Source organism: Corynebacterium sp. LK2537 (genome assembly GCF_040946485.1).
In the GTDB taxonomy this organism is placed as follows: domain Bacteria; phylum Actinomycetota; class Actinomycetes; order Mycobacteriales; family Mycobacteriaceae; genus Corynebacterium.
The window spans coordinates 55,116-68,263 of the sequence record NZ_JAYWLQ010000005.1 but is presented as its reverse complement, the minus strand read 5'-3'; the positions used below and the strand labels follow the sequence as shown (position 1 = coordinate 68,263).

The 13,148-nt window shown below is 68.9% G+C and carries 12 protein-coding genes; 6 read left to right on the top strand and 6 right to left on the bottom strand.

Annotated elements, in window-relative coordinates:
• Positions 1–29 precede the first annotated feature (29 nt).
• Complete coding sequence (locus VVS03_RS07860) at positions 30–818, top strand: hypothetical protein (protein WP_368520838.1); 789 nt, start codon at positions 30–32, stop codon at positions 816–818.
• Complete coding sequence (locus tag VVS03_RS07855) at positions 815–2,401, top strand: DNA polymerase Y family protein (protein WP_368534290.1); 1,587 nt, start codon at positions 815–817, stop codon at positions 2,399–2,401. The genes VVS03_RS07860 and VVS03_RS07855 overlap by 4 nt, the downstream gene beginning before the upstream one ends.
• 40 nt (positions 2,402–2,441) lie before the next feature.
• Here the strand turns inward: VVS03_RS07855 and VVS03_RS07850 are convergent, their stop codons facing one another.
• The gene (locus VVS03_RS07850; RefSeq protein ID WP_368534291.1) at positions 2,442–3,068 is read right to left on the bottom strand and encodes a hypothetical protein; all 627 of its coding nucleotides are present in this window, start codon (positions 3,066–3,068) and stop codon (positions 2,442–2,444) included.
• A 130-nt stretch (positions 3,069–3,198) separates the two neighbouring features.
• Between VVS03_RS07850 and VVS03_RS07845 the strand changes: the two genes are divergently transcribed.
• On the top strand, positions 3,199–4,077 hold the full coding sequence (locus VVS03_RS07845; RefSeq protein WP_368534292.1) for a sucrase ferredoxin: 879 nt from the start codon (positions 3,199–3,201) through the stop codon (positions 4,075–4,077).
• Between the two features lie 90 nt (positions 4,078–4,167).
• On the opposite strand, the gene VVS03_RS07840 is transcribed toward VVS03_RS07845, so the two are convergent.
• The 3 genes from VVS03_RS07840 to VVS03_RS07830 form a co-directional block, all read right to left on the bottom strand.
• On the bottom strand, positions 4,168–4,848 hold the full coding sequence (locus VVS03_RS07840) for a methionine ABC transporter permease (RefSeq protein ID WP_296202927.1): 681 nt from the start codon (positions 4,846–4,848) through the stop codon (positions 4,168–4,170).
• A complete protein-coding gene (locus tag VVS03_RS07835; protein WP_368520046.1) occupies positions 4,845–5,882 on the bottom strand; it encodes a methionine ABC transporter ATP-binding protein in 1,038 nt (345 codons plus the stop codon). Before VVS03_RS07835 ends, VVS03_RS07840 begins: the two co-directional genes overlap by 4 nt.
• Positions 5,883–6,002: 120 nt before the next feature.
• Complete coding sequence (locus VVS03_RS07830; protein WP_368534293.1) at positions 6,003–6,878, bottom strand: MetQ/NlpA family ABC transporter substrate-binding protein; 876 nt, start codon at positions 6,876–6,878, stop codon at positions 6,003–6,005.
• 243 nt (positions 6,879–7,121) lie between these two features.
• Here VVS03_RS07830 and VVS03_RS07825 point away from each other — a divergent pair, with 243 nt between their 5' ends.
• Positions 7,122–10,295, top strand: a complete 3,174-nt coding sequence (locus VVS03_RS07825; RefSeq protein WP_368534294.1) for an error-prone DNA polymerase — start codon at positions 7,122–7,124, stop codon at positions 10,293–10,295.
• Positions 10,296–10,333: 38 nt separating this feature from the next.
• Here VVS03_RS07825 and VVS03_RS07820 read toward each other — a convergent pair whose 3' ends face one another.
• Positions 10,334–10,594, bottom strand: a complete 261-nt coding sequence (locus VVS03_RS07820) for a helix-turn-helix transcriptional regulator (protein ID WP_368520049.1) — start codon at positions 10,592–10,594, stop codon at positions 10,334–10,336.
• 126 nt (positions 10,595–10,720) lie between these two features.
• On the opposite strand from VVS03_RS07820, the gene VVS03_RS07815 reads away from it, so the two are divergent.
• Both VVS03_RS07815 and VVS03_RS07810 read left to right on the top strand, forming a co-directional pair.
• Entirely contained in the window at positions 10,721–11,194 is a 474-nt protein-coding gene (locus tag VVS03_RS07815; protein ID WP_368521340.1) for a PH domain-containing protein, read from the top strand.
• A complete protein-coding gene (locus VVS03_RS07810) occupies positions 11,191–12,657 on the top strand; it encodes a PH domain-containing protein (RefSeq protein ID WP_368534295.1) in 1,467 nt (488 codons plus the stop codon). Before VVS03_RS07815 ends, VVS03_RS07810 begins: the two co-directional genes overlap by 4 nt.
• On the opposite strand, the gene VVS03_RS07805 is transcribed toward VVS03_RS07810, so the two are convergent.
• Positions 12,654–13,124 (bottom strand): tRNA (cytidine(34)-2'-O)-methyltransferase, encoded by a 471-nt coding sequence (locus tag VVS03_RS07805; protein ID WP_070769206.1) that lies wholly within the window; start codon positions 13,122–13,124, stop codon positions 12,654–12,656. The two genes, VVS03_RS07810 and VVS03_RS07805, sit on opposite strands and share 4 nt — an antisense overlap.
• Positions 13,125–13,148 lie beyond the last annotated feature (24 nt).

Sequence of the window (13,148 nt, the reverse complement as noted above, 5' to 3'; positions counted from 1 at the left end):
GTGTCCGGGGGAGAGTTCATACTTGAGGGGTGCAGCAAACAAGTGTTCCCCAAGTGGTGGGCCAGTCGGTCGAGGACCGGGTGGCGGCCCTGCGCGCGCAGATGGAAAAGATGGGCGGCGGCTCCGCCCTGCCCGCGCGCGGGCCTCAGCAGCGCGCTGCACGCTCCGCCGAAAGCGGTGCTGAACAGGGAAGTAACAAAAGTTCCGGGGGGTCCGGCGGGCAGGCCGCACTGGCCGGCGGCGTGGCGCCCCGCGGGGCGCAGGCTGCCGAGCAGCAGATTGAGCTGGGCGGCGCGCTGGCCGGCGCCCTCCCGGCGGGCGGCCTGGTGCGCGGCAGCGCGGTGCGGTGCAGCGAGTGCCCGGCCTTCATAATAGAACTGGTGTGCCAAGCCACGGAGGAAGGCTACTACGTGGCCCTGGTCGGCTGGCCGGAGCTGGCCCTGGCCCAGGTGTGCGAGCGCGGGGATATCAGCAAGGTCGTCGCGGTGCCGGACCCGGGCACGGATCCGTGGGCGGTCAGCGCCACCTTGGTCGAGGGCATGGATTTTGTCATCCAGCGCGTGCGCGCGGCCTCCCAGCAGCGGGTGCTAAGCCCCGCGCGGGCGCGCCCGGTGGCGGCGCGGCTGCGGCAGGGGCGCGCGGTGCTCATTACCGTCGGGCAGCACGTGCCGTCCGCGGCGCTGCGGTTGGACGCCCAGGTGGAGTCCTACCCGGGGATCGGGCGCGGGTGCGGGCGCATCCGCGGGGTCGAGGTGCGCGTGCAGGCGTATTCGAAGTACCTGTCGCGCCCGGCGCAGTCCGTGGTGAGGTGCGCATGAGCGCGCCGGCCGTGCGGATTGCTGCGCTCTGGTTTCCCGACTGGCCCATCCAGGCCGCCCGCTACGCCGAGACCCTGCCGGAGGGCGCGGGGGCGGGCAGCCCCATCGGGGTCCTCGCCGGCGGGGCCGTGAAGGTCTGCAATACCGCCGCGCGCCGCGCCGGGGTCCACCGCGGCATGCGGGTGCGGGCGGCCCAGGCGGTCTGCCCGGAGCTTTTAGTCTGGGAGTCCCAGCCGGAGCGCGAGGGCGCCGTCTTCGCCGAAATCGTGGAATCCCTGGACGCGGTGGCCTCGTCCATCGAGGTCATCCGCCCCGGCCTCGTGGTGGTGGACGCCGCCGCGGCCGCCCGCTTCCACGGCGGGGAGGCCATCGCGGTGGAGATGTTGGTCGACGCCGCCGCGCGCCAGGGCCTGGACATGACGGTCGGGGTGGCCGATGAGCTGGCCACCGCCATCATCGCGGCCCGGGACCGCGGGCTCGGCGTGGTGGTGGAGCCAGGGGCCTCCCGGCAGTTCTTGGCCCCGCGCAGCGTCCAGGTGCTGGCCGCGGAGGTCTCCCTGGGCTGCCCGCCGGAGCTGGTCGCCCAGTTCGTGCGGCTGGGTCTGCCCACCTTGGGGGATGTGGCGCAGCTGCCGCTGCACCAAGTCACCAGCCGCTTCGGCCACGCCGGGCGGCGGTGCCACGCCATCGCCAGCGCGCAGCTGGACCGGCGGGTCGCCCCGGAGCTGGCGGGTGCTGAACTGGACGTGTGGATGCGGCCGGAGGATCCGCTGGAGCGCGTGGACGCCGCCGCGTTCGCCGCCCGCCAGCTGGCCGCCCAGCTGCACCAGCGCTTGAGCGCGGCCGGGCTGTCGTGCCTGCGCCTGCGCGTGAGCGCGCAGTGGGCCGACGGCACGGAGCTGCGGCGGGTCTGGCGCACGCGCGCGGCGCTGAGCGAATCCGCCACCGCGGACCGGGTGCGCTGGCAGCTCGACGGCTGGCTGGTGGGCAACCAGGCCGAGGGCGGGATCGTGGGGCTCGGGCTGGAGCCGCTGGAGGTCGCCCAGCCGGAGCAGCACAGCCTGGTGGAATCCGGGGCGGGCTCGGCGGCCCGCGCCCAGCAGGTCATCGAGCGCGTCCAGTCCCAGCTGGGCATCGACAAGGTGGTCCAACCGGTAGACCGCGGCGGCCGCGGGGTGGCCGAGCGGGTGGACTTCGTCCCCTACGGCGAGCGGGTCGAGCCCGCGCCGCCGGGTAGTTGGCCGGGCCGGATTCCGGCGCCGCTGCCGGCCCAGCTGGAACTCGATCACCCGAGCGCGAACCACCCGGCCGCCCGCATCCGGATGATCAATGCCGAAGGCCACGACGTCTTCGTCACCGAGGAGGCGCTGCTCTCGGCTGAGCCGGCCGGCCTGGCCTGGGGCAAAAACCGCTACCTGGTCACCGCGTGGGCAGGCCCGTGGCCGGTGGACACGGGCTGGTGGACGGCGGCCGGCACGCGCCTGGCGCGGCTGCAGATAGTCGGCACGGATCAAGAAAAGACACGGGCCTGGCTGCTCAATTGGCAGGCCGGGCTCTGGACGGTCGAAGCCAGCTACGTCTAGAAAAGGCGGGACCCAGCGCCGCGATTCTGCGCGGTACGGGTTAGCGGTCGAGGATGTCGATGACCACGCGCTTCGGGTTGTCGAGGACCTCCACGGAGTAGGGGTGGGCCTGGTCGAGGCCGATGATGAACTGGGAGCGGCCCTCGAAGGTGCCGGCGCTGGTGACCTCGGTGATCAGGCTGCCGTAGCCGGTCATGGTGCCGAGCGCCGGGTCGTCCTTGCCCAGCTCGTAGGGCAGGACGGTGCCGTCGATGTTGACGTTGAGGGCGGTCGCGCCGTAGTAGTTGATGCGCTTGCCGGAGCCCTGCTGGGTGGGCTGGTCCTGGAAATCGACGAACCAGCCGGGCTGGCCCTCGCCCTCCAGGTCGAAGACCACGCGCTCAAAGCCGGGGTGCTGGCCGATGCGCATGTTGGTCACCATCAGGCGGGCGGGTGCCGGCGGGCGCTGGGTCTTCATCTCCTTGTTGGCGTCGCCCAGGGGGCTGGGGCCGGAGACGTTGTGATCCTGCTTGTCGGAGTCCGCCGAGGAAGAATCCGTGGGGTGGGCGTCGCCAATCCCGGCGAGCATGTCCCGGGAGCCGTCCGTCGAGCAGGCAGACAGGCCACACGCAGCGGTGATAAAAATTGCTGCAATTTGGGCCCGGCGGGCTCGATCAGGGACAGACATAGTGCCTACGGTAGCGGTTCTTACAGGCAGAAACAAAATACGAGTTCGATTTCACTCGAAAGGAAATAAAATTATTGCAGCGCCTCCGCTAGGGGGTTTAGGCGGGCCGGCGGAAGGTAGAATGACGGGCATGTCAACAGCTGAAAAGATCGGGGCAGCTGACGCGCTGTGTTCCGACGTCGACGTCGAGCCGCTGGCGGGGTCCGCGAAGCAGGAATCCGTCTATGTCCTCTTCGAGTGGCCTGGCGGGTGGTCCCACGACATCCTGGACGGCGGCACCTTTAGCCCAGAGCTCACCGCCCGGCTGAAAGAGAAACTCGACGGGCAGGCGGGCCTCCAGCTCATCCGGCGGCCCGGACGGGCCGGCCACCAGGTCGGCAGCGTGCACCGTTGCTACCTGGTCTGGGCCGAGCGCGGGGAGATGGAAATGCTCCTGCTGGAAGGCCCGGAAGACATCCTCCACCTGGATCTTTCCGGCCCGGGGCGCAACGGCGGCGGTGAGCTGGACACGCCTTTGGTGCTGGTGTGCACCCACTCCAAGCGCGACAAGTGCTGCGCCATCAAGGGCCGCCCGCTGGCCGCGCAGCTGGGCGAGATCTTCCCGGCGATTGTCTGGGAGACCTCCCACACCAAGGGCCACCGCTTCGCCCCCTCGGTGCTGCTGATGCCGTGGGGCTACTCCTTCGGCCGCCTGAACCTGGAGGCCGCGCGCGAGATGACCAAGCAGGCCTTGAACGGCAGCTATTTCTACCCGGCCAACCGTGGCCGCGGCCTGTATTCCCAGCGCGGGCAGGTAGCCGAGCTGGAGGTCGCCCGCCGCCTCATCGAGGCCGGCGAGGAGCTGGGATACGCGGATCTGCGCCCCACGGACACCGGCTCCGGGCCCGTGCGCGTTAGCCACCGCGACGGGCGGCACTGGGACATCGAGTTGGTCCAGCGCGAATACGACGGCATCGTCGCCTCCTGCGGGAAGGAACCGAAGTCCTCCCTCATCTGGGAAGTCGCCTAAGCCTGCCCCCGGAGATAAACCAACCCCCGGCCGGCACCAGCTTTAACTGCTAGGTGCTGGCCGGGGGTTGGGGGTTGTGGCGGGGACTGGTTAGCGGCGCATGATCTTGGCCGAGACCCAGTTGCCCAGGAACTGGGCGGCCTGGACTAGGACGATGATGATCAGGGTGGCCACGACGGTGACCTGCCACTCGTAGGCGCGGTAGCCGTAGACGATGGCGAAGTCACCCAGGCCGCCGCCGCCGACGTAGCCGGCCATGGCGGACATGTCGACCACGGCGATGAACAGGAAGGTGTAGCCCAGCACCAGCGGGCCGAGGGCCTCCGGGATGATGACGCTGGTGATGATCTTCCAGGGGCTGGCGCCCATCGCGCGGGCGGCCTCGATGACGCCGGGGTCGATGCCCACGAGGTTTTGCTCGACGATGCGGGCCACGGCGAAGGTGGCGGCAAAGGCCATGACGAAGGTGGCGGGCTCGCGGCCGATGGACGAGCCCATAACGGCCACGGTGACCGGTTGCACGAACGCCAGCAAGATGATGAACGGGATGGGCCGGATGATGTTTACCGCGATGTTGAGGATCGTGTAGATAAACCGGTTGGCCAGGATTCCCGACGGGCGGGTGGTGTAGAGGAGGATACCGAGGATAAGGCCCAGGATGCCGCCGATGATCATGGTCAGCGAGACCATGATGAGGGTGTCGACGACCGCCTCCATGAGGGTACCGGACAGGCGGTCCCAGTCCGCGGCGGCCAAGATAGTTGTCGTCATCGCTTGATCTCCTCAATGTCGGTGGTCTGGGACATGGTGTGGTAGAACTCCTCGATGGCCTCGTCAGAGCCGTTGAGGCGGACGGTCATCTTGCCGAAGGAGTGCTGCTGCAAGGTGGTCACGCCGCCGTGGACGATGGAGATGGACACGCCGCGCTCGCGCAGCTGGGCGGCCGCGCCGAAGAAGCCGGAGTTTTCCGTCAGGTTGATGGTGAACAAGCGGCCCTCGTGGGCCAGCAGGTCGTCGGCCTCGACGTGGTCCGGGGTGTTGCGCAGGGAAGTGGACACGAAGCGCTGCGCCACCGGGGTCTGCGGGTTGGAGAAGACCTCGTAGATGGAGCCTTGCTCGACCACGCGGCCCTGCTCCATGACGGCGACCTTATCGGCGATGGAGCGCACGACCTCCATCTCGTGGGTAATGACCACGATGGTGATGCCGAATTTCTGGTTGACCTGGCGCAGCAGCTCGAGGACCTCGTGGGTGGTCTGCGGGTCCAGCGCGGAGGTGGCCTCGTCGGCCAGCAGGAGGCGCGGGTTGGTGGCCAGCGCGCGGGCGATGCCGACGCGCTGCTTCTGCCCGCCGGAGAGCTGCTCCGGGTAGCTCGAGCCCTTGTCGCCCAGGCCGACGAATTCCAGGAGCTCCTGCACGCGGCGCTTGCGCTCGGCCTTGGCCACGCCGGCCAGCTGCAGCGGGTATTCGATGTTGCCGGCGGCCGTGCGGGAGTTGAACAGGTTGAACTGCTGGAAAATCATGCCGATGGAGCGGCGCAGGGAGCGCAGCTTCTTCTCCGACATGCCGGCGATGTTGGTCTCGTCCAGCAACAGCTCGCCCTCGGTCGGGGTGTCGAGCCCGTTGATGAGGCGCACCAGGGTGGACTTGCCGGCGCCGGAGTAGCCGATGATGCCCATGATTTCGCCGGGCTCCACGGTCAGGCTGACATCGTCGAGCGCCCGGGTGGTGGTCTTTTTATGCTCAAAGACCTTGGATACGTGGCGGAACTCGACGCGGGTTCCGGTGGTGGGTGATTCGGTCACTAAAAGCCCCTTGGTTGTTGCGTGTGCAGTAGCGGGTTCATTAAACGTGGTACAACCCCGGCAACGCGGTAGCCAGTGGGCTGGGCGCGTCGGCGGGGTGGAAGGTGCCGGGAGTTAAGTTTAGAGGTCTTCTTCCAGGCGCTTGAGGATGTCCTGCAGTTCCTCCGGGGTGCGCTCCACGGAAACGGAGGTGCCCTTGGAGTCTTCCTGCACGGCTTCCTGGATCTCGGGGGTGTGCCAGATCTTGACGAGCTCCTTGAGGGTCTCGTTGTCGGCGTCCTCCGAGCGCACGGCGAAGACGTTGATGTAGGGCTCGGCCTCCTCGGAGTTCGGGTCGTCCTGGACCACCGCGGTGGTCGGGTCGATGCCGGCGCGCTCCAGGAAGGAGTTGTTGATGACGGCCGGGGTGCCCTCGCTGTAGGCGGAGGTGGTCTGCTCGGCGCCGACCGGGGTGACCTTGACCTTGGAGGCCTTCTCGTCAATGTCGGCCGGGGTCGGGGTAATAAGCCCGTCCTGCTTCAGGGTGACCAGGTCCTGCTGGACCAGCAGGTTGATGGCGCGGCCCTGGTTGGTGGAGTCGTTCGGGATGGCGACGTTTTCGCCCTCGATGCCGTCCAGGGAGTTGTGGTCCTTCCAGAACAGGGCCAGCGGCACGATCTCGGTGGCGGCGATCGGCACCAGCTCGGTGCCGTTGCCCTTGTTGTACTCGGCCAGGAACTTCAGGTGCTGGAAGTTGTTGGTGTCCAGCTCGCCCTGCTCCAGGGCCTGGTTCGGGGTGGTGTAATCCGAGTAATTGACGATATCCAGGTCGAAGCCCTGGTCCTTGGCGGCGGTCTCGAATGCCGCCCAGGCCTTCTTGGAGGCGTCGGTGGTGCCGACGGCGATCTTCGAATCCTTGGTAATTTCCCCGCCCTCGGAGTCGGAGGAGCAGGCAACCAGGCCGGTCGCTGCCACGACGGTGGCGGCGGCTGCGGCAAGTGCGCGACGGATCTGCATGAGAATGGTCCTTTTCTGTGTGACTTTTATAAGGCCGGGCGGTGTCTCGGGGCAGTGCCCGAGCGCCGTCGGCAGGCGTAATAAAGCGGGTTGCGGGGCGCGCAACCTCGATGGGTTATAACCTAACAGTCTGTATACCGCTTTGTCTATTTACTTGCAGATTTTATGCATATTCACAGACTGCTCGGTTTGTAAGGTGCGAGTAATTAGAACACGAGTTCGTATCTTGCTAGGCTGTGCGGCGTGAGATTCAACGGTGGACGGGCGCTGAGCTGGTCGCGGCTGGAGCGGATCCTTTCCGGCCGCCCGGCGCTCACGCCTGTGCCCGTAAACCACAGCGCTGAGCAGGACGTACCGCGGGCTAAGGGGAAATCCGCGGTGCCGTTTGCGGAGCTGCACGCCGTGTCGAGCTATTCCTTCCTGCAGGGCGCCTCCGAGCCGGAGGAGTTGGTCGAACGCGCAGTTGAACTAGGCCTGGAATCCCTGGCGCTGGTGGACAGGGACGGGTTCTACGGCCTGATGAAATTCGCCGAAGCCGCCGCCCGCGCGGGCCTGCCCACGGTCTTCGGCGCCGAGCTGAGCCTGGACGAGGGCGCCCTGACGGTGCTGGCGCGCGGCCCGGAGGGCTACCGGCGCCTGTCGCGGCTTATCGCCCAGGCCAAGATGGCGGCCGGGGAGAAGGGCAAGACCGCCTACCCGCCGCTGGCGCAGGTCGCCCGCGCCCTGGGCGAGGAGGTGGTCTACCTCGCCGACGTGGACTGGGTGGACCGGTTGGAGCAGCTGGTGGGCGCCGCCGGGGCCGACAACGTGGTGCTTGAATACGCCAGCACCATGGTGCCGGCGGACGCGGACCGCCACCGCCGGCTGGATGCCGCCCGGGACGGCTGGGGGCTGCGGGCTATCGCGAGCGCCCGCCCGGCGGCGGCGCGGCGCACCCAGGCCCGCCTGGCGGCGGCGAAAAACGCCTTGGCCCACCGGCAGTCCCTGCAGCAGGCGGACCCGGACCAGCACCCGATGGGGGCGAGCTGGCTGCGCTCCGGCGAGGACATGGCGCGCCTGCTTCCCGGGCGCGAGGATCTGCTGGCCGCCGCGGCCCAGCTGGGGCGCGACTGCAGCTTCCGCTGGGACGTTTTGGTGCCCAACCTGCCGCACTTTGACGTGCCGGACGGGCACACGGAGATGACCTGGCTGCGTACGCTGGTTTACGTGCGGGCGCGCAAGCGCTACGCGAGCCGGCCGGCCGATATCCGCGAGCGCGCGAAAAAACAGATAGAACACGAGCTCGCCGTGGTGGAGCAGCTGGGCTTTCCCGGCTATTTCCTCATCGTCACGGACCTGGTGGATTTCTGCCGCCGGGAAAACATCCTGTGCCAGGGCCGCGGCTCCGCCGCCAACTCCGCGGTCTGCTTCGCTCTCGGCATCACGAACGCGGAGCCCATCTCCGCGGGCCTGCTCTTCGAGCGCTTCTTGTCCCCGGACCGGGACGGCCCGCCGGATATCGACGTTGATATTGAGTCCGGCCGCCGCGAGGAGGTCATCCAGTACGTCTACTCCGCCTACGGGCGCCAGCAGGCCGCGCAGGTGGCCAACGTCAACACCTACCGCCGCAAGGGTGCGACCCGGGACGCCGCCCGCGCCCTGGGCTACCCGCAGGGCAGCGCGGACGCCTGGTCGAAGGGCACCGACGAGCCCCCGGCGGACGTGGTCGCACTCGCCGAGGAATTCCTGGGCCAGCCGCGGCACCTGGGCATCCACTCCGGCGGGATGGTGCTGTGCGATAGGCCTATCGCGGACGTGGTGCCCATGGAGTGGGCGCGGATGGAGGGTCGCTCGGTGCTGCAGTGGGACAAGGACGACTGCGCGGCCGCCGGCCTGGTCAAATTCGACCTGCTGGGGCTGGGCATGCTGGAGGCCCTGCACCACATGCAGGACCTGGTGGCCGAGTCGACCGGCCGTGAGGTCAACCTCTGGGAGCTAGATCTGGCGGAGGAGGCCGTCTACGACATGCTCTGCCGGGCTGATGCCGTCGGCGTCTTCCAGGTCGAGTCCCGTGCGCAGCTGGCCACCCTGCCGCGGCTGAAGCCCCGCGTCTTCTTCGACCTGGTCGTCGAGGTCGCCCTCATCCGCCCGGGCCCCATCCAGGGCGGGTCCGTGCACCCGTACCTGCGCCGCCGCGACGGGCTGGAGGAGGTCACCTACGATCACCCGGTGCTGGAAAAGTCCCTGGGCAAGACGCTGGGGATCCCGCTGTTCCAGGAACAACTGATGCAGATTGCCGTCGATGCCGCCGGTTTTACCGGCGCCCAGGCCGACGATCTGCGCCGCGCGATGGGCTCGAAGCGCTCGCCGGAGAAGATGGCCGCGCTGAAAGACCAGTTCTTCGCCGGCCTGGCCGCCACCCACGGGATCACCGGGGAGACGGCGGACAAGCTCTGGAACAAGATCGTGGCGTTTGCCGCCTACGGCTTCCCGGAGTCGCACTCCCAGTCCTTTGCCTCCTTGGTGTATTTCTCCGCCTGGTTCAAGCACCACTACCCGGCGCAGTTCTGCGTGGGCCTGCTGCGCGCCCAGCCGATGGGCTTTTATTCCCCGCAGTCGCTCATCCAGGACGCCCGCCGCCACGGCGTGCCGGTGCGCCCGGTCAGCATCAACGCCTCCGGCAAGGAGTCGAGCGTGGAGACCTGCGAGCCCACCCCACCCCGGCCGGGCGGCCCACCTGGTCCCATGGCCATCCGCCTAGGGCTGGGTTTGGTCAAGGGCTTGGGCGACAAGGCGGCCGAGCGGGTGGAGGCCAACGCGCCGTACACGGACATCCCGGACCTGTCGCGCCGGGCGGGGCTAAAGGTCGCCCAGGTCGAGGCCCTGGCCGAGGCCGGCGCCCTGGACTGTCTGGGGCTAAGCCGCCGGCAGGCGCTGTGGCAGGCCGGGGTGGCGGCCACCGAGCGCGCCGGCATGCTGCCCGGCATGTCCGCCATTTCGGCGCCGGCCCTGCCCGGCATGTCCTCCTTCGAGCTGCTGGCCCAAGACATCGCCGCCACCGGGGTCAGCCACGACCGGCAGCCGATGTCCGCGGTGCGCGGGGCCCTGGATGCCGTCGGCATCCTGCGGGCGCGCGACCTGGCCGCGGTCCCGGACGGCACCCGCGTGCGCCTGGCCGGGATCATCACGCACCGGCAGCGCCCGCAGACGGCCGCCGGCCTCATCTTCTTAGGGATGGAGGATGAGACGGGGCTGATGAACGTGATGGTCTCGCCCGGGCTGTGGAAGCGGCAGAAGGTGCTGGCGCGCACGGCCAAGGCGCTGGTCATCCGGGGTATTGTCCAGAACGCCACGGGCGCGGTCAGCGTGGTGGCGGACAAGCTCGAGCCGCTGGATATCGGAGAGTATTTCAGCCGCGGCTCGCGGGACTTCCGCTAGGCGGGCGCCAGCCGCCGGAGGCGCCGGGGAGGGCCCGGCTAGATCCGCTGGTAGAGCTCGCTGGACAGCGGGGTGAACTCGGTGCGGGAGAAGACGGCCTCGACGGGCAGGTCGAAAAACTCGCAGATGCTAAAGGCCAGGTCCAGGCTGGGCGAGTGGTCGCCGCGCTCGAGCGCCCCGATGGACTGGGGGTTCACATCCACGGCCGCGGCCAGCTCGGCGCGGGAGACGCCGCGCTCGACGCGAAGCAGGCGCACGCGGTTGTAGATGGGGCGGCGCGGCTTCTTCTTCGGGGACATGCAAGAAATTATTATATAAACATAACGGCTAGTCAAGGTGTAGTTTTCCGGCGCGCGGCACCCGCCCGGGCGTAGCACCGCGGCTATCACCCGGCAGTCGCGCCCAGGATTGTTAGGCTAAAGCGCATGAACGCTGTCGCCTCGCCGGAGCTCAACCCGGTCTCCCAAGCCTTGGTCAAGGCCCGCTACATCAATGCCGCGATCTGGCTGATAGCCCTGGCCCTGGGCGTAGGCGCCCTGGGATTTTTCTGGGCCAGCTGGTGGTACTGGGGCCTTATCGTCATTGCCGCCTTCGGCGCGTGGCTGGCCTGGCTCATCCCCGCCCAGGTGCGCAACCTGGGCTGGCTGGAAACCGACGACGAGCTGCTCATTACCCGCGGCAAGCTGTGGCACACCTTCACCGTGGTGCCCTACGGGCGCATCCAGTTCGTGGACGCGACCGCCGGGCCCATCCAGCGCTGGCTGGGCATTAAGAAGCTGCAGCTGCACACGGCCTCGGCGACCACGGACGCGACCGTCAAGGGCCTGCCGGCCCAGACCGCGGACCAGCTGCGCGAGCGCCTGGCCGTCAAGGCCCGGGAGAGGATGAGCGGGCTGTGAGCAAACACCGCCGCGGCCCGGACAACGCGGCCGTCGACGCCGACGGCTTCCACCGCGTGCACCGGCTCACGCCGCTGCTGCAGTTCTGGTCGGTCATCCTGGCCATCCTGGCCATCGGGGTGGTCAACATCAACCTCGAGGTCCTAGGGGATGCCGCGCGCTTCATCGCCGACGGCCACTGGGGTCGCGGCCTGCGGGACGCCGCCTGGACCGCAGCCGCCTTCCTCGGCGTCTGCCTGGCCATCTGGTTCCTCTCCGCCATCTGGTGGCGGCGGCTGGGCTACCGGCTGGGCACGGACGAGCTGGCCCTGCGGCGCGGGGTGTTATCCACCCAGCTGCGCACCGCCCGCTACGACCGCATCCAGGCCGTCGACGTCATCGAGCCGGTCATCGCCCGGATTTTCGGCGTGGCCGCCGTCCGCGTCGAGACCGCCGGCGGGGCGTCCTCCCACATCCAGATCGCCTACCTGAAAAAGCCCGCGGCCACCCAGCTGCGCGAGGAGATCCTCACCCGCACCAGCGGCCGCCGCCCACCCACCGGCGCGGAGCCAGCTGCCGCTAACGATGCCGCCGGCAGCGACACCGGCAGCGGCACCGGCCACCAGGAGGTGGTCATCCCGCCTATCCCGACGCGGCGCAGCCTGCTGGGCGCGGCCCTGCGGGTGAGCACGTTGCTGGTGGTGGCGATTGCTGCGGTCTTGATCCTCACACCGGTGCCGACTACCACCGTGGTGCCGATCCTGGTGGGCATGGTGCCCAACGTCTGGGGGCTCATTGACACCTCGTGGCGGTTTAGCTCCCGCCTGGATGAGGACGACTCCGGCCGCGCGCTGCTCATCATCAACTACGGCCTGGCCGACCGGCGCCACCAGTCGGTGCGACTGGATCGCATCCACGCCGTCCAGGTCCGCCAGCCGCTGCTGTGGCGCCTGACCAAGTGGTGGGAGGTCCGCGTCTCCGTGGCCGGCTACGGCTCCGCCGCGGGCAAGGGCTCGGGCACTACCCGGGTGCTGCCCGTCGGCAGCCGGGAGCAGGCCCTCCGCCTGCTGGAGCTGCTCAGCCCCCTGGACAAGAAGGAGATCGACCGCTACGCCCAACCGGAGGGCGCCCGTGAGCCGACCTATTCCTCGCCGCGCCGGGCCTGGTGGGTCTCGCCGCTGGATTCCCACCGGCAGGCCGTGACCCTGGTGGGCGATAACAGCATCACCCACGCCGGGCTGCTCAACCGCCGGGTCAGCGTGATTGCCAACAGCCACATCCAGGAGCTGGCCTATACCGCCGGCCCGATTGCCCAGCTGTGCCGGCTGGCCACCGTCCGCTACGAACTGGTCGCCGGGCCGGTGCGCATGGCCGGCAGCGACCTGGATCCGGCCGACGCCGCCGCCTTGCTAAGCCACCTGCGCGTCCGGCGCCTGCCGGCGGCCCCGAGCGCCCACGCCACAGACGATCCGGACCCGGCCTAGACCGCGCCGTTAAAGCCCAGCTGGCGCCAGGCCTCGAACACGGCCGTCGATGCCGCATTCGACAGGTTCATCGAGCGCCGCGCCGGCACCATGGGGATACGCACCTGCTCGGTGATCCGCTCGTGGGCGAGGTGCTCGGCCGGCAGGCCGGTCGGCTCCGTGCCGAAGAGCAGTACGTCACCTTCCTGGTACTCGATATCGGTAAACCACTTGTCCGTGTGGGTGGTAAACGCGAAGACCCGCGCGCCGGGCAGGGCATCCATGCAGGCCTGGAAGTTGGGGTGGATGGTCATATCGGCCAGGTCGTGGTAGTCCAGCCCCGCCCGCTTGAGGTGCTTGTCGTCGAAGTTAAACCCCAGCGGCTCAATGAGGTGCAGGTGCGCGCCCGTGACCGCCGCAGTCCGGATGGCGTTGCCGGTGTTGGTGGGGATCACGGGGTTGTCGAAGACGATGTGCAGGTTGGTCATGGTTTTAGGGTAGTCGGTGAAAGG